The 17,274-nt window shown below is 71.6% G+C and carries 18 protein-coding genes; 10 read left to right on the forward strand and 8 right to left on the reverse strand.

The annotated features are described in order from the left end of the window. Positions 1 to 5 precede the first annotated feature (5 nt). The 3 genes from ngcE to ADY59_RS20920 are packed head-to-tail and all read left to right on the forward strand — an operon-like array spanning position 6 to position 3,247. Entirely contained in the window at positions 6 to 1,415 is a 1,410-nt protein-coding gene (ngcE, locus tag ADY59_RS20910; protein WP_049564609.1) for an N-acetylglucosamine/diacetylchitobiose ABC transporter substrate-binding protein, read from the forward strand. Continuing rightward, complete coding sequence (locus ADY59_RS20915) at positions 1,415 to 2,326, forward strand: carbohydrate ABC transporter permease (protein WP_049564612.1); 912 nt, start codon at positions 1,415 to 1,417, stop codon at positions 2,324 to 2,326. The genes ngcE and ADY59_RS20915 overlap by 1 nt, the downstream gene beginning before the upstream one ends. A 3-nt stretch (positions 2,327 to 2,329) precedes the next feature. Continuing rightward, positions 2,330 to 3,247, forward strand: coding sequence for a carbohydrate ABC transporter permease (locus tag ADY59_RS20920; RefSeq protein WP_053174979.1), 918 nt, complete (start codon positions 2,330 to 2,332; stop codon positions 3,245 to 3,247). Here the strand turns inward: ADY59_RS20920 and metE are convergent. After that, on the reverse strand, positions 3,225 to 5,513 hold the full coding sequence (metE, locus tag ADY59_RS20925) for a 5-methyltetrahydropteroyltriglutamate--homocysteine S-methyltransferase (protein ID WP_049564614.1): 2,289 nt from the start codon (positions 5,511 to 5,513) through the stop codon (positions 3,225 to 3,227). The two genes, ADY59_RS20920 and metE, sit on opposite strands and share 23 nt — an antisense overlap. 89 nt (positions 5,514 to 5,602) lie before the next feature. Between metE and ADY59_RS20930 the strand changes: the two genes are divergently transcribed. Beyond that, positions 5,603 to 6,442, forward strand: a complete 840-nt coding sequence (locus tag ADY59_RS20930) for a LysR family transcriptional regulator (protein ID WP_049564615.1) — start codon at positions 5,603 to 5,605, stop codon at positions 6,440 to 6,442. On the opposite strand, the gene ADY59_RS20935 is transcribed toward ADY59_RS20930, so the two are convergent. Beyond that, entirely contained in the window at positions 6,443 to 7,123 is a 681-nt protein-coding gene (locus ADY59_RS20935; RefSeq protein WP_049564617.1) for a DNA alkylation repair protein, read from the reverse strand. It lies immediately after the preceding gene. Continuing rightward, positions 7,120 to 7,788 carry a TetR/AcrR family transcriptional regulator gene (locus ADY59_RS20940; RefSeq protein ID WP_049564619.1) on the reverse strand — a complete coding sequence of 223 codons (669 nt, stop codon included), beginning with the start codon at positions 7,786 to 7,788 and terminating at the stop codon, positions 7,120 to 7,122. The genes ADY59_RS20935 and ADY59_RS20940 overlap by 4 nt, the downstream gene beginning before the upstream one ends. A 51-nt stretch (positions 7,789 to 7,839) precedes the next feature. On the opposite strand from ADY59_RS20940, the gene ADY59_RS20945 reads away from it, so the two are divergent. Genes ADY59_RS20945 through ADY59_RS20955 form a run of 3 tightly spaced genes read left to right on the forward strand, consistent with a single transcriptional unit; the run spans position 7,840 to position 11,562 of the window. Continuing rightward, entirely contained in the window at positions 7,840 to 9,204 is a 1,365-nt protein-coding gene (locus ADY59_RS20945) for an alkaline phosphatase D family protein (protein WP_049564620.1), read from the forward strand. 26 nt (positions 9,205 to 9,230) lie between these two features. Next, positions 9,231 to 10,886, forward strand: a complete 1,656-nt coding sequence (locus tag ADY59_RS20950; RefSeq protein ID WP_049564622.1) for a glycoside hydrolase family 3 protein — start codon at positions 9,231 to 9,233, stop codon at positions 10,884 to 10,886. Between the two features lie 4 nt (positions 10,887 to 10,890). Beyond that, positions 10,891 to 11,562: a pentapeptide repeat-containing protein gene (locus ADY59_RS20955; RefSeq protein ID WP_053174980.1), complete on the forward strand. Its 672-nt coding sequence runs from the start codon at positions 10,891 to 10,893 to the stop codon at positions 11,560 to 11,562. A gap of 47 nt (positions 11,563 to 11,609) precedes the next feature. On the opposite strand, the gene ADY59_RS20960 is transcribed toward ADY59_RS20955, so the two are convergent. Together ADY59_RS20960 and ADY59_RS20965 are read right to left on the reverse strand one after the other, a co-directional pair. Continuing rightward, a complete protein-coding gene (locus ADY59_RS20960; RefSeq protein ID WP_049564624.1) occupies positions 11,610 to 12,218 on the reverse strand; it encodes a hypothetical protein in 609 nt (202 codons plus the stop codon). 31 nt (positions 12,219 to 12,249) lie between these two features. After that, the gene (locus tag ADY59_RS20965) at positions 12,250 to 12,903 is read right to left on the reverse strand and encodes an NIPSNAP family protein (protein WP_049564625.1); all 654 of its coding nucleotides are present in this window, start codon (positions 12,901 to 12,903) and stop codon (positions 12,250 to 12,252) included. Between the two features lie 219 nt (positions 12,904 to 13,122). Between ADY59_RS20965 and ADY59_RS20970 the strand changes: the two genes are divergently transcribed. From ADY59_RS20970 to ADY59_RS20980, 3 genes are all read left to right on the forward strand, one after another. Then, positions 13,123 to 13,380, forward strand: a complete 258-nt coding sequence (locus tag ADY59_RS20970; protein ID WP_049564627.1) for a hypothetical protein — start codon at positions 13,123 to 13,125, stop codon at positions 13,378 to 13,380. A gap of 80 nt (positions 13,381 to 13,460) precedes the next feature. Further along, positions 13,461 to 13,721: a hypothetical protein gene (locus tag ADY59_RS20975; RefSeq protein WP_049564628.1), complete on the forward strand. Its 261-nt coding sequence runs from the start codon at positions 13,461 to 13,463 to the stop codon at positions 13,719 to 13,721. Positions 13,722 to 13,799: 78 nt separating this feature from the next. After that, on the forward strand, positions 13,800 to 14,615 hold the full coding sequence (locus tag ADY59_RS20980) for an ATP-grasp domain-containing protein (RefSeq protein WP_049564630.1): 816 nt from the start codon (positions 13,800 to 13,802) through the stop codon (positions 14,613 to 14,615). A 4-nt stretch (positions 14,616 to 14,619) separates the two neighbouring features. On the opposite strand, the gene ADY59_RS20985 is transcribed toward ADY59_RS20980, so the two are convergent. The 3 genes from ADY59_RS20985 to ADY59_RS20995 are packed head-to-tail and all read right to left on the reverse strand — an operon-like array spanning position 14,620 to position 17,272. After that, a complete protein-coding gene (locus ADY59_RS20985; protein WP_049564632.1) occupies positions 14,620 to 15,366 on the reverse strand; it encodes an SDR family oxidoreductase in 747 nt (248 codons plus the stop codon). 34 nt (positions 15,367 to 15,400) lie between these two features. After that, positions 15,401 to 16,696, reverse strand: a complete 1,296-nt coding sequence (locus ADY59_RS20990) for a DUF2252 domain-containing protein (RefSeq protein WP_049564634.1) — start codon at positions 16,694 to 16,696, stop codon at positions 15,401 to 15,403. A gap of 33 nt (positions 16,697 to 16,729) precedes the next feature. Further along, entirely contained in the window at positions 16,730 to 17,272 is a 543-nt protein-coding gene (locus ADY59_RS20995; protein ID WP_049564635.1) for a flavin reductase family protein, read from the reverse strand. Positions 17,273 to 17,274 lie beyond the last annotated feature (2 nt).

The following is a 17,274-nucleotide window of genomic DNA, read 5'->3' on the forward strand; positions in this document are numbered from 1 at the left end:
ACAGCATGTCGAACACCCCCCACATCACCCGGCGCGGTCTTCTCCGCGCCGCCGCCCTGGCCCCGGTGGCGGGCGCGCTCGCCGCCTGCGCCACCCCCGCGCAGCAGGCGCCGGCCGCCTCGGCCGCGCCCGCGGCCACGAGCGCGTCGAACCCGTTCGGCGTGGTCGCGAACAAGCCGCTGGAGATCTGGATCTTCGACGGCGGGTTCGGCAACGCCTATGCCACCGACATCCACCAGCCGTTGTTCAAGACCAAGTACCCGCAGGTGGAGATCAAGCACAACTCCACCAAGGAGATCACCAAGGTCCTGCAGCCGCGCTTCGCCGGCGGCAACCCGCCCGAGGTCATCGACAACTCCGGCGCCAACGCCATGGACATGGGCGCGCTCGCCCAGGACGGCCAGCTCCAGGACCTGACCCCGCTGCTCGACGCGCCGAGCTGGGACGATCCCAACACCAAGGTCCGCGACATCCTCGACCCGGCCGTGGCGGAGTTCGGCACCTACGACGGCAAGTTCAGCGTCCTCGGCTACGTCAACTACATCCACGGCATCTGGTACTCGCAGAAGGTCTTCCGCGACAACGGCTGGGCGGTCCCCAAGACCTGGGACGAGTTCCTCGCCCTCTGCGAGACGATCAAGAAGTCCGGCAAGATGGCGCCGTTCACGTACGCCGGCAAGCACCCGCAGTACCTGTACGAGCCGCTGCTGACCATGGCCGCCAAGATCGGCGGCAACGAGGTGCTGGTCAACATCGACAACCTGGAGGACGGCGCCTGGTCGGCCGAGCCGGTCAAGCAGGCGGCGGAGGCGTGGGCCGAGGTCGGCGCCAAGTACCTGATGCAGGGCACCACCGGCCTGGACCACGTGCAGACCCAGACGGCCCAGAACAAGTACCAGGTCGCCATGCTGCCCTCCGGCTCCTGGCTGGAGAACGAGCAGAAGGACACCACCCCCGACGACTTCGAGTACGGCATGTTCGCCATCCCCGACTTCACCGCCTCCGACAAGATGCCGTACGGCACCCTGCACACCCAGCCGGGCGAGTCGTTCATCGTCTCGGCCAAGAGCGCCAACCCGCAGGCCGGCATGGAGTACCTGCGCGCGATGCTGTCGAAGAAGGCGGCCGGCGACTTCAGCGAGCTCGTCCGTACCGTGTCCGTGGTCAAGGGCGCCGGCGAGGGCCGCGACCTGACGCCCGGCGCGAAGAGCGCCACCGAGGCGCTCACCGCCGCCGGCGCCAACACCGTCTACTACCGCTGGCGCACCTGGTACGCCCAGTTGCACGACGAGGCCGTGGCCGCCACCGGCCAGCTCATGTCCGGCGGCGTCACCCCCGCCAAGTACGTGGAGCGGTTGCAGAAGAAGGCCGACGAGATCAAGAACGACTCCGCGATCAAGAAGTACACGCGCTGATGTTCAACACCTATCGCCGGGGCCTGTTCATCACCGCGTTCCTGGCGGCCCCGGTGACGCTCTACCTGGTCTACGTCATCTCCCCGTACATCCAGGCGTTCTACATCGCGACGACCGACTGGCGGGGCGTGAGCGCCACCCCGAACTTCATCGGGCTGGACAACTTCGTCAGGCTGTTCTCCGACGGGATCTTCTGGAAGGCGGTCACGCACAACGCGGCCCTGCTGGTGCTGCTGCCGCTCTTCACGATCGTCATCGCCCTGTTCTTCGCGTTCCTGCTCAACGTGGGCAGCGGGGGACGGGGCGTGGCGGGCGTCCCCGGGTCGAAGGTCTACCGGGTGGTGTTCTTCTTCCCGCAGGTCCTGGCCGTGACCGTGGTGGCGGTGCTGTTCCAGCAGGTGTTCCGGCCGGACGACAGCGGCATGCTGAACGGGCCGCTGATGGCGCTCGGGCTGAGCCCGATCTCCTTCCTGTCGGATCCGGGCATCGCGTTCTGGTCGGTGCTCGGCGTCATGGTGTGGCAGGCGGTCGGCTTCTACGTGGTGCTGTTCTCCGCCGGGCTGGCCTCGATCCCGCGCGACATGTTCGAGGCGGCCGCCATCGACGGGGCCGGGCGGGTGAGCCTGTTCTTCCGCATCACGCTGCCGCTGCTGTGGGACACGGTCCAGGTGGCCTGGGTCTACCTGGGCATCCTGGCGCTGGACGTGTTCGCGATCGTGTGGGTGATGACCGACCAGCAGGGGGGTCCCGACTACTCCACGACCGTGATGGCGACGGAGATCTACCGCAACGCGTTCGAGTACTTCCGCTTCGGCTACGCCTCGGCGCTGGGCGTCGTGATGTTCTTCTTCACCATCGGTTTCGCGATCCTGTCGCTGCGCCTGTCTCGTCGCGAGCGAATCGAGTACTGAGAGATGACGACGATGACCTCGTGGACGATCGCGAACTCGCGCAAACTGGCCCGCCAGGAGCGCAGGCGGCGGATGGGGCCTCTGGCCCTGCTCACCCACCTGGCGCTGCTGCTGTGGACCGTGCTCACCGTGGTGCCGATCCTGTGGACGTTCCTGGCCTCGGTCAAGAGCGAGGACGAGATCTTCGGCGCCGCCTGGTCCCTGCCGGCGACGCTGCGCTGGGACAACTTCGCCCGGGCCTGGGACCAGGTGCACATCGGGCAGTACTTCCTCAACAGCGTGATCGTGGTGGCGTTCAGCGTGACCGGCACCATGCTGCTGGGCGCGATGGCCGCCTACGTGCTGGCCCGCTATCCGTTCCGCGGCAACCGGGCCGTCTACCTGCTGTTCGTCTCGGGCCTGGCGTTCCCGGTCTACCTGGCGCTGACGCCGCTGTTCTTCGTGGTGCAGAACATGGGCAACGTGCCGCTGATCGGCCCGTTCATCGGCCTCAACACGCATGCCGGCCTGGTGCTGGTCTACATCGCGTACTCGATGCCGTTCACCGTGTTCTTCCTGGCCGCGTTCTTCCGCACGCTGCCGACGGCGGTGGGGGAGGCGGCCATGGTCGACGGCGCGTCGCACACCCGTGTGTTCTTCCAGATCATGCTGCCGATGGCCCGGCCGGGCCTGGTGAGCATCACCATCTTCAACGTCCTGGGCCAGTGGAACCAGTATCAGCTTCCGCTGGTGCTGCTCCAGGAACGCGACAAATGGGTGCTCACGCAGGGCATCGCCGACATCTCGACGGCGGCCGGCTACGACGCGGACTGGGCGGCGCTGTTCGCCGCCCTGACCCTGGCCATCCTGCCGATGCTGATCGTCTACACGGTCTTCCAGCGGCAGATCCAGTCGGGCCTCACGATGGGCGCCCTGAAGTGAGGGACGCGAGCTCGGCCCGCAGCTTGCCGGTGGCCTCGGCGACGTTCGACAGGGCCGCCTCCACCTGCTCGTAGGTGCGAGTCTTCAGTCCGCAGTCCGGGTTCACCCAGACGCGGTCGGCCGGGAGGGCGGCGAGGGTCCGGCGCAGCAGCGCCTCCACCTCCCCGGCCGAGGGCACCCGGGGGGAGTGGATGTCGTAGACCCCCGGGCCCAGCCCGCGCCCGAACGCGCCCACGGTGTCAGCGGTGTCAGCGGTGTCAGCGGTGTTGACGGTGTTGACGGTGTTGACGGTGTTGACGGTGTTGACGGTGTTGACGGTGTTGACGGTGTTGATCGCGTCCAGGATGCGGGCGCCCGAGCGGGCCGACTCGATCGTGGTCACGTCGGCGTCCAGGCCGTCGATCGCGTCGAGGATCTGGTCGGCGTCCGAGTAGCACAGGTGCGTGTGGATCTGGGTGCGGTCGGCGACTCCCGACGTCGCCCGGCGGTAGGCGGACACGGCCCACTCCAGGTAGCCGGCCCGCGCCGCCTGCCGCAGCGGCAGCAGCTCGCGCAGCGCGGGCTCGTCCACCTGGATGATCGACACGCCGGCCGCCTCCAGGTCGCGCACCTCCTCGCGCACCGCCGCCGCCACCTGGAACACCACGTCGCGCAGCGGCAGGTCGTCGCGGACGAACGACCACGCCACGATCGTGACCGGGCCGGTGAGCATGCCCTTGACCGGCTTGTCCGTCAGCGACTGCGCGTGGCGGGCCCACCGGACGGTGATCGGCCCCGGCCGTGACACGTCGCCGTGCAGGATCGGCGGCCTGGTGCAGCGTGAGCCGTAGGACTGCACCCAGCCGTTGGCGGTGACCGCGAAGCCGTCGAGGTGCTCGGCGAAGTACTGCACCATGTCGTTGCGCTCGGGCTCACCGTGCACGAGCACGTCCAGGCCGAGCCGCTCCTGCAGCCGGATGACCCGCTCGATCTCGGCCTCCACCCGCCGCTCGTACTCGGCCTCGGGCAGCGTGCCGGCGGTCAGGGCGGCGCGGGCCGCCCGCAGCTCGCCGGTCTGCGGGAACGAGCCGATCGTGGTGATCGGCAGCGTGGGCAGCCCCAGGTGCGCGGCCTGCGCCGCCGCCCGCACCGGGTAGGGGCTGCGCTCGCCGGCCGCGACAGGCTCCCGCCCGGGCGCGGGCCGCACGGCGGGCGCCGGCCCGTCGAACCCGCCGCGCGCCAGCGCGACGACCTCGGCCACCTTCTGCTCCGCGAACGCCAGCCGCGCCCGCAGCGCCGGATCCAGCCCCGTCTCGGCCTCCAGGTCGTACGGCACGTGCAGAAGGGAGCACGAGGTGCCCACGACCACCTGGGCGGCGTGCCGGGCCACGGCGCGCAGCGCGTGCGCGGCCCGCTCCGGGGAGGTCCGCCACACGTCGCGCCCCGACACCACGCCCGCCACGACCGTCTTGCCCGCCAGTGCGTCGAGCCCGTCGAGGCCGCCGCGTACCAGGTCCACGCCGATCGCCTCCACCGGCGTGGCGGCGAGCACCGGCAGCGCCTCGCCGAGAGGGCCGAACGACGAGGACACGAACAGCCCCGGCCGCGCCGCCACCGCGCCGAGCCGGTCGTAGGCGGCGCGCACGGCGGCCAGCTCGCCCGGCGTCCGGTCCTGGACCAGCGCGGGCTCGTCGAGCTGCACCCAGGCCACCCCCTCGGCGGCCAGCACGCCGAGCAACTCCTCGTAGCAGGCCAGCACGTCGTCCAGCCGGTCCAGCGCCGCCCCGGGATCGGCGCTCAGCAGCAGGAACGTCACCGGCCCGACGACCACGGGCCGCGTCTCGAACCCCAGCGCGCGCGCCTCCCGCAGCTCGGCCAGCGGCTTGGCCGCGTCCAGCTTGAAGACCGTCCCGGGACCGATCTCCGGCACGATGTAGTGGTAGTTCGTGTCGAACCACTTCGTCATCCGCAGCGGCGCCAGCCCGTCGGTGCCCCGCGCCATGGCGAAGTACGGGTCGGCGGCGCCCCGATACCGCTCCGGCACCGCGCCGAGCAGCACGGCCGTGTCCAGCACCTGGTCGTAGAGGGAGAAGGTGTTGGACGGCAGCCCCTCCAGGCCCAGCTCGCCGAGCCTGCGCCAGGTGGCGGCGCGCAGCTCCGCGCCCACCCGGTCCAGCTCCTCCCGGGTGGACCCGCCGTCCCAGTAGGACTCCAGCGCCCGCTTCAGCTCCCTTCGCGGGCCGATCCTCGGGTATCCGAGCACGGTGGACTGCGGGAAACGGGACATGGGTCGCTCCAAGCGTTCAGCGTCGATCGTCAACGCCTGGCATCGTGCACGGCCTGCCGCCGGTGATGCATCATCTATTCGTGCTGCTTATGCTCAGGGAGATCCAGTGTTTCGCGCGGGTGGCCGCGCGGCTCAGCTTCTCCACGGCCGCCGCCGACCTGGGCCTGTCCCAGCCGGCCGTGAGCCAGGCCATCACCCGGCTCGAACGCGCCACCGGTGTCCAGCTGTTCACCCGTTCGGCCCGCGAGGTGCGGCTCACGGCCGCCGGCAAGGCGCTGCTGCCCCACGCCGAGCAGGTGCTGGAGTCGGTGTCGGCGTTCGCCGCCGAAGGCGCCAGACTCGCCCGGCCGACCATTCACCTCGCTTATCCACCGATCGCCGGTCCGCTGGCGGCGCGGATCGCCAGACGGATGGCCGGGCGCGCCCCCGCCATCGGCGTCGAGCTGCGCGTGGCGGGCCGGGCGGCGGCCTCGGCGGCGCTGGAGGCGGGCGAGGTGTCGGCGGCGATCCTCGCCACCCCGGCGCCCGCCCGGTTCGTCACCGCCGCCCGCTTCCACGTGAGCGTGGACCACCTCGCCGTGCCCGCCGGCCACGCCCTCGCCTCGCGTTCCGCCGTCGAGCCCGCCGACCTCGTCGGGCGCGTGCTGCTGACGCCCGGCAGCAGGCCGTGGGCCGGGCTCCCCGGGCAGCCGCGCATGGTCGCCGACGACGACTTCGCCGCCGCCCTCGACCTGGTCGCCGCCGGGGCGGGCGTGCTGCCCGCGCCGCAGCTCCTGGTCCGCGCCACCCGGCGCGACGACGTCAGCTTCGTCCCGCTGCACGCCGCCGGCCTGCGCATCACCTACGCCCTGGCCTGGTCCAAGGAACGCGTCACCGGCGAACTCCTGGCCCTCGTCCAGGCCGTGCAGGAGGCCCTGTGGACGAGGTGATCAGGTGACCGGCAGGTTGCGCAGGGCCTCGCGGCGGCTGAGGCCCGACAGGCCCTTGGCCTGCACGTAGCGCACGACCTCGCGCGGGCTGGTCTTGGCGTATTCGCGCAGCGCCCAGCCGATCGCCTTGCGGGCGAAGAAGTCGTTGTCCGACAGGCTCGGCTCGATGCACGCGAAGAGCAGCGCGGTGTCGGTGCGGGACCTGAACCGGTTCTGGCACAGGATCGCGGTGCGGCGCTTCCACAGGTCGGCGTCGTGCGCCCACTCCAGCATCAGCGACCGCATCGTGTCGGGATAGGCGGCCAGCAGCCCGCCGATCCGGTGCGTCGCGAGCTCGTCCACCAGATCCCACCAGGCCCCGCTGACGATCATCTCCTCGTACATCGGCACCGTGTAGAGGGTCTGGAAGTCGCGGTAGAGGTGGTGGCCGGACAACTGCACGGCGGCGTAGCGCTCCTCGCGGTATTCGGCCTCGCGCCACAGGCCGAGCACCGCGCGCCGCCACTCGGGCGCGGTGTCGAGCCGGTGCTCGGCGAACACCCGCTTGAGCGCCGTGCGCCTCGGCCCCGCCTGCACGCCGAGGAACGGCATCGGCGACTTCATGTACGACTGCATCGCGGCGGCCTTGCCCGGCTCCGCCGCCTCCCGCAGGGCCAGCCGCACCGCCTTGCCGAGACTCATCCTCGCTGGGAGGTCCGCTCGCCGGTCGCCAGGCCGTCGAACAGCACGGTGATGTAGTGCTCGGCCAGCGTGGCGGTGTTGAGCCTGCCGTCCGGGCGGAACCAGCGCACCGCCACCCAGATCGTGTCGCGGATCATCCGGTAGGTCAGCTTGGGATCGACGTCGGGCCTGAACAGCCCGGCCGCCTGCCCGGCCTTGATCTGCGTGACCCAGATCTGCTCCACCTCGTCCTCGGCCTTGACCAGGTAGCTGAACCGGTCGAACTGCCGCAGGTAGTTCCAGTCGTTCTGCATGACGGTGATCGCGGCGCGGTGCGGCTCCAGCGTGCCGAAGCCGATGCGCACCATCTCCGACAGCACCGCGCGGGCGTCGGGGCCGGAGTCGATCGCGGACCGGTAGCGGGCGATGAGATCATCGAGGAAGGTGGACAGCACCTCGTCGACGATCGACTCCTTGGAGTCGAAGTGGTGGTAGAGGCTGCCCGACAGGATGCCGGCCTCCTGGGCGATCTGACGGACGGTCGTCGCCTGGAAGCCCTTGGCCGCGAAGAGCTCCGCCGCGAGCTTGACGAGATGGTCCCGGCGCTCCGAGGCCGGCCCCGACGAGGCGGCGCGCTGGCGCTTGGCCGGGGTCGTGGTGCCGCCGGAGTTCTTTCGCGTTGTCACATCCCCATTATGGGCCCTCGGACAATCGCTTGTTCACGGCAGAATGTGAGGATGGCAAACCCCTTCACCCTGGGTGTCGCGTCGGGGGAGCCGCTGCCCGACGGCGTCATCCTGTGGACCCGGCTCGCGACCTCGCCCACCCACGCCGATCCGGCCCGGCCGGGCGGGATGCCGCCCAGGGCGGTGCCGGTGAGCTGGCAGCTCGCCGAGGACGAGCGGTTCAGCACGATCGTCCGCGAGGGCACCGCGCAGGCGCTGCCCGCCTGGGCGCACAGCGTGCACGTGCGCGTCGACGGGCTCCGGCCGGGGGCCGACTACTACTACCGCTTCCGCGCCGGGTCCGAGCTCAGCCCGGCAGGGCGCACCAGGACCGCCGACGACCCGGCGGCCACCCGGCCGGTGCGGTTCGCGGTGGCGAGCTGCCAGCGCTACGAGCACGGCTACTACACGGCCCTGCGGCACCTGGCCGCCGAACGTCCGGACGTGGTCTTCCACGTGGGCGACTACATCTACGAGTCGCGGCAGGCGGACGTGGCCGTGCGGCGGCTCGGATCGGCCGGCGCGGCCGCCACGCTGCACGCCTACCGCAACCGCTACGCCCGCTACAAGACCGATCCCGACCTGCGGGCCGCGCACGCCGCCGCGCCCTGGGTGCCGACCTGGGACGACCACGAGGTGCTCAACAACTACCGGGGGGACGGCGACGGCTCGGCCGCGTTCCTCAGGCGGCGGGCGGCCGCCTACCAGGCGTACTACGAGCATCAGCCGCTGCGGGTCCGGCCCCGTGACGGCGGGCTGCGCATGTACCGCCGGCGCAGCTACGGAAGCGTGGCCGACTTCCTGGTGCTCGACGCCCGGCAGCACCGCGACGGCACCGCCATGCTCGGCGCGGCCCAGGAACAGTGGCTGACCGCCCGGTTACGCGAGAGCCCGGTCACGTGGCGGATCCTGGTGCAGCCGCTGTTCTTCTCCCGCCGCTTCGTGCCCGGCCCGCCGCCCAACCTGCGCGCGGACTCCTGGGACGGGCACCAGGCCGAGCGCGACCGCATCGTGGCCGCCGCCGGGCCGTCCGGGCTCGTCGTGTTCAGCGGCGACGTGCACAACGCCTGGGCCGGCGATCTCAAGGCCGACTTCCTGGACCCGGGGTCCGCCACGGTCGGGGCCGAGTTCGTGGCCTCGGGCATCACGAGCAGGCCGCCGGTCACCGACAGCGAGGCCGTGCTCGCGGCCAACCCGCACCTGCGGTTCTTCGACGGCCGCCGGGGCTACCTGTCCGGGACGGCGGGCCCCGCCGAGCTGCGCGTCGCCTTCCGCGCGGTGGACTTCGCCGACCGTCCGGACGCCCCGATCCGTACCGTGACAGAGTTCGTCGGCGAACCGAACCGGTTGACGTTCGAAAATGCCTCTAGCAAATAAGAAACTTTCCTATTAGATTGCGGGGCATGTCCAAGAGTGGTGACCTTGTGCGCCTGGCCGACGCCGTACTCCTGCCGGGCTTCGAGGGGGTCACCCCTCCAGACTGGGTGCGCCGGCGGCTCGGGGAGGGCCTGGCCGGCGTCGTGCTGTTCTCCCGCAACATCGCCGACCCCGCCCAGGTGGCGGCGCTGACGGCGGCGCTGCGGGCCGAGAACCCGTTCGCGCTGATCGGCACCGACGAGGAGACCGGCGAGGTGACCCGCCTGGAGGTCGCCACCGGCAGCACCCGCCCCGGCGGCTACGCGCTCGGCGTCGTCGACGACGTGGCGCTCACCGAGGCGCTGGCCCGCGACCTCGGCCTCGACCTGGCCGCGTGCGGCATCACGATCGACTTCGCCCCCTCCGCCGACGTGAACTCCAACCCGGACAACCCGGTCATCGGCCTGCGTGCCTTCGGCGCCGACCCGGACCTGGTCTCCCGCCACACCCGGGCCTTCGTACGCGGCCTGCAGTCGGCCGGGGTCGCCGCCTGCGCCAAGCACTTCCCCGGCCACGGCGACACCTCCGTCGACTCCCATCACGGCGTGCCGGTCGTCGCGCCCGGCGGGATCGAGGACGCGCTCCGCCCTTTCCGCGAGGCGATCAAGGAGGGCGTCCGGTCCATCATGACCGGCCACCTGCTGGTGCCCGCCTACGACCCCGACCTGCCCGCGACGCTCAGCCCCAAGGTGCTCACCGGCCTGCTCCGGGAGGAGCTCGGCTTCGAGGGCATGATCGTCACTGACGGGATCGAGATGGCCGCCGTCTCCGGCATGTACGGCATCGGCGGGGCCGCCGCCCGCGCCATCGCCGCGGGGGCCGACGCGATCTGCGTCGGCGGCGAGCACGCCGACGAGGCGACGGCGATCGAGGTACGGGACGCGATCGCCACGGCGGTGGCCGATGGACTGCTGCCCGAGGAGCGCCTGGCCGACGCCGCCCGCAGGGTCCGCGAGCTGGCCGCCTGGTCCGCCTCCTCGGGCAGCACCACGCCGGGCACCACGACGGGCGGGACCACGCTTGATGGCATGGCGCTGGGTGGTGCCGGGCTGGGTGGTGCCGGGCTGGGTGGTGCCGGGCTGGGTGGTGCCGGGCTGGACGGTGCCGGGCTGGACGGTGCCGGGCTGGGTGGTGCCGTGGCCGGTGGCACGGCGGTCGCCGGGCGGGGCGAGCGCAACGGGCATGCCGGGCTGGCGGCGGCCCGGCGCGCCGTGCGGGTGACCCGCCGTTCCGGGGCCGCCGTCCTGCCGCTCCGCACGCCCCCGCACGTGGTGGAGCTGACGCCGGAGATGAACCTGGCCATCGACAAGGACACCCCCTGGGGCGTGGCGGGGCCGCTGGCCGAGCTCCTGCCCGGCACCGCCGTCACCAGGTTCGCCGCGGGCGAGGCGTCCGGGGCCGCGATCGAGGACCTCGTCGCGCTGGCCGCCGCCCGCCCGCTGGTCGTCGTGGTACGCGACGTGCACCGCTACCCCTGGCAGGGCGAGGCGGTACGGCACCTGCTCAGCGCCCGCCCCGACGCCGTCGTGGTGGAGATGGGCCTGCCCCAGCGCTCGGACCTGGGCGCCGTGCACATCGCCACGTACGGCTCCGCGCCCGTCTGCGGCCGGGCAGCCGCCGAGGTGATCACCGGTACCCTGTGACACCGTGAACTTCGACGGCGAGGACCTTTCCGGCACATCCCTCACCGACCGGCTCCCGCCGGACGAGACGCACCTCTTCCGAGGCTGCGACCTCACCGAGGCCGACCTGTGGGGAGCCTCGCTGGCCGGGGCCAGGTTCGAGTCCTGCGTGCTGGAGCAGGCCGACTTCCGCAAGGCCGACCTCGACGGCGCCGTCTTCGCCGGTGGCGGCGGGATGCGGATCAGGTTCAGCGACGCCGACCTCATCGACGCGTCGTTCACCGACGTCGACCTGTCGTCCGCGCACTTCGGCGGCGCGCTGACGACCGACGCGTCGTTCACCGGCTGCCGCCTGATCGGCGCCTCGCTCACCGGCACGCGCGGCACCGGCTTCAGGGTCGCCCGCTCCAACCTGACCATGGCCAACCTCGGTGGCTGCTCGCTGCGCGGCGAGGTGATCGAGGGAGTCCGGTTCGACGAGGCCGATCTGTCGGGCTGCGACTTCACCGACGCCACGTTCAGCGACTGCCGGCTGCGCGAGGCCAAGCTGCTCAGGACCGTGTTCACCCGGGCCGACCTGCGCGGCGCGGACCTTGGGGAGATCGACGACGCCCGGCTGCGCGCGTTCGGGGGCGCGGTCGTCAACCGGGCCCAGGCCGACGCCATCCTCGCGGCCCGAGGCATCACGGTGCTCTGATCAGCGCTCTGATCAGCGCTCTGGCCGAGCTCCGGCCGGCGCTCCGGTCAGTGGTCCGGCCAGTAGCGGGCCGACCTGGCCGCGGCGGCCAGGATGGCGGCGCCGTCGAGCTCGGTGATGGTCAGCCCGATCCCGCCGGCCGGCCACTCCACCGCGAACTCGAAGGGCTCCGCCGGCGGCGCCGGCCACAGCCAGAGCCCGAAGTGGTGGAAGCCGATCTCCTGGCCGCCGCCGCGGCCGCCCCCGCTGCCCACCGGCGACCACGTCAACAGCGGCCCCTCGGGCACCGCGCCCGGCGCCGGCCTGTCGAGGGTGGTGGCCTTGGTGCCGTCGGCGTAGCGGACGCCGAGCCGCATCAGCTTGGCGGGCAGCGGGTCGCCGGCCCGCAGACCCAGGTGGTGGACCGACAGCTGCAGGTCCCACCAGTCGGTCGTCGACAGCCCGCTCCGGCGGAGCACGACGTCGACGCCCAGCATGCAACCGGCCCGGAAGGCGCGGATCATCGGCAGCGCCACCACGGTGACCTCGTTGCCCGCCACGATGAGGTCGACGGGCAGCACCCCGCCGCTCTCGTGCATCGGTGGCCCGGCCCACTGCGGCAACTCCGGCAGCCGGCCGGCCAGGTCCGTCTCCGGCGGCGGAGGCTCGAAGAACATGTCTTCACAGTAACTCCGGCGCCGCCTCCGGTCACCGCAGCGCCGACCGGGCCGAGGGCGCCAGGCGCAGCCGCCGGACCGGCGCGGTGAGCCGCCCGCCGAGGGCGGGCACGTCCACCACGCGCTCGTCCGCCACCCGGTCGAACCGGGTGAACCACACGAACACCTCTTCTCCCGTACGGACGGGCAGCGCGGGAAAGGTGTTCTCCGCGTGCTCGGTCGCGAAGCAGGCCAGCGGAGGCGTCCCGCCCGCCCTCAGTACCGGCGCCACCTCCTCGGCGAAGAACGGCTCGAAGCCGGGCCCCACCTGGTAGATCGTGGCCACGTACAAGGAGGACGGCACCTCGCCGGCCCCGATCGGCGGCCGCTCCCATCGGGGGAGGCCGCCCCCGGCCGGGCGCAGCAGCAGCACGTCGGTCGAGTCGATCATGGTGGCGTTGGCCGCGTCGCGGTGCGCCCGCCACGCCGGGCCGGTGTAGAAGGCGGTGAGCGCGGCCTTCCTCTCCTCCATGCCGGGAAACGCCCGCATCCAGGGGAAGGCGTCGGGGTCGTCCAGGTCGCGGAACTGGCCGGTCACGTCGATGCCGGCCGCCTCCTGCGTCTCGACGAACTCCCGCTCGAACAGCGACAGAAGCGTCTCCCGCCGCCCCGGCCGCAGGGTGTAGCGGCGCAACTCGTAGATCATGGGGCCGACGCTAGGCGGTTGCCGCTGACATCTCCTGTCAGCGATCGGCTGGTAGAACAATCTTCTAATTACTCAACGCTACCGATTGGCAACCCATAGTTATATGCTCGCTTTGACCTTGACCTCTCCAGGTCAAGGCAGGTCAAAGGGGCTGTAGCGCACCTAGGGCCCAGGCGGCCTGCTGCCCCTTGAAGCCAATCCTCTGGCGAAGGAGCTGTAGTGATCAAGAAGCTGTGCACGGCAGGTGCCGTGGTCGCGGCGGTGGCGGGCGTCACGCTGATGGCCGCCCCGGCTCACGCGGACACCTGGAGCGACAACTGGAGCAGCAACTCCGAGTCGTCCCAGGCCGGAAACAACTTCGCGCACGTCGGCGCCTCCAACCACGGCTGGGGCCGCTCGGTCAACGTCAACAACCTCAACGGCATCGCCACGACCGCTTCCAACGGAAGCATCGCCGTGACCTACATCTTCTACTAGGCGATCCACACCTTCCCCGCACCGCCGGTCCCGTCCGGCGGGCCTGTGATCCAGCAACCCTCTTCGGAAGGAAAATCGACATGATCAAGAAGCTCTGCGTGACCGGTTTCGTCGTCGCCGCCGCTGCCGGCGCCACCCTGCTCGCCGCGCCGGCTCAGGCCGACACGCGCAACAGCAACTCGAGCTGGAACGAGGAGTCGTCCCAGTCGGGCAACAACTTCGCCAACATCGGCACGAGCAACGTCGGCGGGTGGGGCTCGACCAACGTCAACAACATCAACGGCAACGCCAACGTGGCGACCGACGACAGCGCCGCAGGCCAGGAGGTCGAGGTCGACTAGCGACCTTCGCCCACGCGCCTGGGCCTGGGCGCGGGCGCGTGGGCCTTCGCGAGTTCTGTCCGCTATTAGCATCAGCGGATGGCTATCTGTGCATATGTGACGTTCGACGACCGTGATGATCACGACGACGAGCGCGAGCTCGCCCTCGCCGCCTGGCGGGAGCAGGGCATCGAGGGCCGCGCCGAGCGCTGGGACGACCCCGATGCCGACTGGAGCGCCTACGACGCCGTCGTCGTCCGCTCGGTCTGGGACTACGTGGATCGCAGGGCGGAGTTCCTGGCCTGGGCCCGACGGGTGGAGCGGGTCTCCCGGCTGCTGCACCCGGCCTCCGTCATCGAGGCCAACACCGACAAGACCTACTTGCGCGATCTGGGCGTACCGACAGTGCCCACGCACTGGTCGTCGCACGATCTGCCGCACTGGGACGAGTACGTCGTCAAGCCCGCGATCTCCGCGGGCGCCCGCGACACGATCAGGACCACCGGCCGCGACCGGGCGGAGGCGCACGCCGCAGCCCTGGAGGCGGCGGGCCGCACTCCCATGGTCCAGCCCTACCTCGACATGGTCGAGTCCGAGGGCGAGACCTCACTCCTCTACTTCAACCGCCGTCTCAGCCACGCTGTCCGGCGCACCCCGATGCTCACGCCCGGCAAGACCGGTGCCGACAACGCGCGGGCCCAGGTGCGCACCCCGGCCCCGGACCAGGTCGAACTCGCGGAGAAGGTGCTTGCCACCATCCCCCAGGCCCTTCTTTACGCCCGGATCGACCTGGTCCGGCTCCCCGACGGCAGCCCGGCGGTCATCGAGCTGGAGCTGACGGAGCCGTACCTCTATCTGCGGTACGAGCCGCGCGCGGCGGCGAGCCTGGCCGCCGCGCTGCGTGAGCTGCTCTGAGCGGTCAGCAGGAGATGCCGCCGTCGACCGGGATGACGGTCCCGGTCAGATAGGCCCCGGCCCGCGACGACAGGAAGATCGCCGCTCCGGCCATGTCGTCGGGGCGGCCGATCCGGCCCAGCGGCACGCCGGCCGAGATGGCGTCTCGGGTAGTGGGATCGTCCAGCGCGAAGGCCATCATCTTGGACTCGAACGGCCCCGGGGCCAGCGCGTTGACCGTGATGTGCTCGCGCGCGAGCTGCTTGGCCAGGTGCCGGGTGAGCATGTGGACCCCGGACTTGGTGGCCGAGTAGGCGAAGGTCTCCATCGACGGCACCTTGATCCCGTCGATCGACCCGACGTTGATCACCCTGGCGGGGTCGTCGGCGCTCGCGGCCTCGCGCAGCCGGGGCAGCATCCGCTGGGTGACGTAGAAGACGCCCTTGACGTTGATGTTCCAGAGCTTGTCGAAGGCGCTCTCCGGGTAGTCCGCGAGCGGCGCGCCCCAGGTGGCTCCCGCGTTGTTGACCAGCACGTGCAGCGGGCCCTCCACGGCCGCCTCCAGCGCCGCCACCCCCTCGGGGGTGGACAGGTCCGCGACCACCGAGGCGCAGCCCAGCTCGGCGGCGGTCCGCTCGACCTCGGCCGCCTTGCGGGCGGAGATGTAGACCTTCGCGCCGGCCGCCGCGAACCCCGCCGCGATCATGCGGCCGATGCCGCGCGACCCGCCCGTGACGACGACCGTCTTGCCTTCCACCGAGAACAGAGTCATGTTCCGGAAGCATGCCATACCAACCGGTCGGTCGTCACACCCCCGGAAGGCGGCCGTTGCGGAACAGATCCACGAAAAGCCCATGGTCCTCGCGCGCCCGCGCCCCGTAGCGGTGTGCGAAGTCCACCAGCGTCGCGGTGAACCCGGCCGCGTCGCCGCCGGCGGCGGCCACGATCGCCTCCTCGGTCGAGAAGCTCACCAGGTCGTGGCTGGAGTCGTCGTCGGCGACCGCGTGCATGCGCGCCACCGCCCGCCCCAGGTCCCGCACGATCGCGTGCAGCTCCGCCGGCTCGTTCACGTCCCCCCAGTCGAGGTCCGCGGAGTACGGCGAGACCTCGGCGACGAGCTGGCCGACGCCGTTCAGCGTGGTGTGGCCGAGCCACGGATCGGCGTACGCCTGCAGGGCGCGCTGCGACTCGGCGGTCCGGTGCCCCTGGTGACGGAAGTAGCGGGTGACCTTCTCGTCGGTGACGTACCGGGCGACCGCGGGCACCTGGGCCTGCTTCATGTAGAGGATGACGTCGTTCTCCAGCGCCTGCGAGCGGCCCTCCAGCAGCAGGTTGTAGGAGGGCAGCCCGGCCGAGCCGATGCCCACGCCCTTGCGCAGCGCCAGGTCCTTGATGACGTGCTCGACCGGGTTCGACGGCATGGGCAGCGTGGTCAGGTAGTCCTCGAACGCGGCCCGCACCGCCGCCCGCATCCCGTCGGCCACCGGCACACGTCCCTCCATGAACGCGAAACGCCGGTCGTAGTCCTCCACCACCGTCTCCACGTCCAGCATCGCCACCCGGGTGCTGAGCCGGGCCGTCTGCAGCACCCGGTGCAGCACGCCCGAGGTGGTGTCGAGGGTGAGCGCCCCGACGGCGTCGTCGCCGCCCCGCGCGATCGCGGTCAGCTCCGTCAGGTACGCCCCCGCGAAGCCGCCGACCAGGTCGCCGATCACCGCGTCCGACAGCGCCTTGGCGTAGCCGAGCAGGGCCACGCTGGCGGCGAACCGCTTGAGGTCCCAGACGTACGGGCCGACGTACGCCTCGTCGAAGTCGTTGACGTTGAACACCAGCACGCCGGAGGCGTTCATGTAGGTGCCGAAGTTCTCCGCGTGCAGGTCGCCGTGGATCCACACCCGGCTGGTCGCCTCGTCCAGATAGGAGTCGTCGGCGAACGGCCCGGTGAGGTCGGCGTAGAACAGGCAGGCGCTGCCCCGGTAGAACGCGAACGGGGAGGCCGCCATCTTCCGGAACTTCCGCCTGAAGGCCGGCGGGTCGGTGGTGATCGAGTCACCGAACTCCGTCATCAGGACGTCGAGCAGGTACGAGGAGCGTGTGCCCATACTGCGGACAGTAGATCGGTCCAAGGCCCCCGGCTAGGGGGTTGCCGTGAACGCTCCGTAACCGCCGCGGAAGAACAGCAGCGGGCCGCCGTCGCCGAGCGTGTCGAGCTGCTGCACCCGGGCCACCACGATCAGGTGGTCGCCGGCCCGGTGCTCGGCCTCGATGGAGCAGTCGAGCCAGGCCAGTGCGCCGTCGAGCACCGGGTTGCCGGCGGGGGAGGCGGTCCAGCCGAGGCCGGCGAACTTGTCGCCGCCCCGGGCCGCCAGCTGGGCGCAGGTCGCCTGCTGGTGCTCGGCCAGCACGTTCACGGTCACCGTGCGTGTGGCGCGCAGCCGTGGCCAGCTCGTGCTGGTGTGCGCCACGCAGAAGCCCACCAGCGGCGGGTCCAGCGACACCGAGGTGAAGGAGTTGGCCGCCAGGCCGCACGGGCCGCCGTCGACCGGGTCGAGCGCGGTGATGGCGACCACCTCGGCGGCTTCGCGGGGGCGTACCTGACGGAGCTGACCGCGATCGCGCGGGGCGGCGACGACGCCGTCGGGGCGCTCACCCTCGACACCACCTCGGGCGTGCTGCACCG

This window comes from Nonomuraea sp. SBT364 (assembly GCF_001083785.1).
In the GTDB taxonomy this organism is placed as follows: domain Bacteria; phylum Actinomycetota; class Actinomycetes; order Streptosporangiales; family Streptosporangiaceae; genus Nonomuraea.

Excerpts from the sequence above, each read along its gene's own strand:
- ADY59_RS20930 (WP_049564615.1), top strand. The coding sequence starts at position 5,603 with ATGCTCAGGGAGATCCAGTGTTTCGCGCGGGTGGCCGCGCGGCTCAGC.
- ADY59_RS20960 (WP_049564624.1), bottom strand. The coding sequence starts at position 12,218 with ATGTTCTTCGAGCCTCCGCCGCCGGAGACGGACCTGGCCGGCCGGCTG.
- ADY59_RS20990 (WP_049564634.1), bottom strand. The coding sequence starts at position 16,696 with ATGGGCACACGCTCCTCGTACCTGCTCGACGTCCTGATGACGGAGTTC.
- ADY59_RS20935 (WP_049564617.1), bottom strand. The coding sequence starts at position 7,123 with ATGAGTCTCGGCAAGGCGGTGCGGCTGGCCCTGCGGGAGGCGGCGGAG.
- ADY59_RS20965 (WP_049564625.1), bottom strand. The coding sequence starts at position 12,903 with ATGATCTACGAGTTGCGCCGCTACACCCTGCGGCCGGGGCGGCGGGAG.
- ADY59_RS20985 (WP_049564632.1), bottom strand. The coding sequence starts at position 15,366 with ATGACTCTGTTCTCGGTGGAAGGCAAGACGGTCGTCGTCACGGGCGGG.
- ADY59_RS20915 (WP_049564612.1), top strand. The coding sequence starts at position 1,415 with ATGTTCAACACCTATCGCCGGGGCCTGTTCATCACCGCGTTCCTGGCG.
- ADY59_RS20920 (WP_053174979.1), top strand. The coding sequence starts at position 2,330 with ATGACGACGATGACCTCGTGGACGATCGCGAACTCGCGCAAACTGGCC.
- ADY59_RS20945 (WP_049564620.1), top strand. The coding sequence starts at position 7,840 with ATGGCAAACCCCTTCACCCTGGGTGTCGCGTCGGGGGAGCCGCTGCCC.
- ADY59_RS20975 (WP_049564628.1), top strand. The coding sequence starts at position 13,461 with ATGATCAAGAAGCTCTGCGTGACCGGTTTCGTCGTCGCCGCCGCTGCC.
- ngcE (WP_049564609.1), top strand. The coding sequence starts at position 6 with ATGTCGAACACCCCCCACATCACCCGGCGCGGTCTTCTCCGCGCCGCC.
- ADY59_RS20980 (WP_049564630.1), top strand. The coding sequence starts at position 13,800 with ATGGCTATCTGTGCATATGTGACGTTCGACGACCGTGATGATCACGAC.
- metE (WP_049564614.1), bottom strand. The coding sequence starts at position 5,513 with ATGTCCCGTTTCCCGCAGTCCACCGTGCTCGGATACCCGAGGATCGGC.
- ADY59_RS20950 (WP_049564622.1), top strand. The coding sequence starts at position 9,231 with ATGTCCAAGAGTGGTGACCTTGTGCGCCTGGCCGACGCCGTACTCCTG.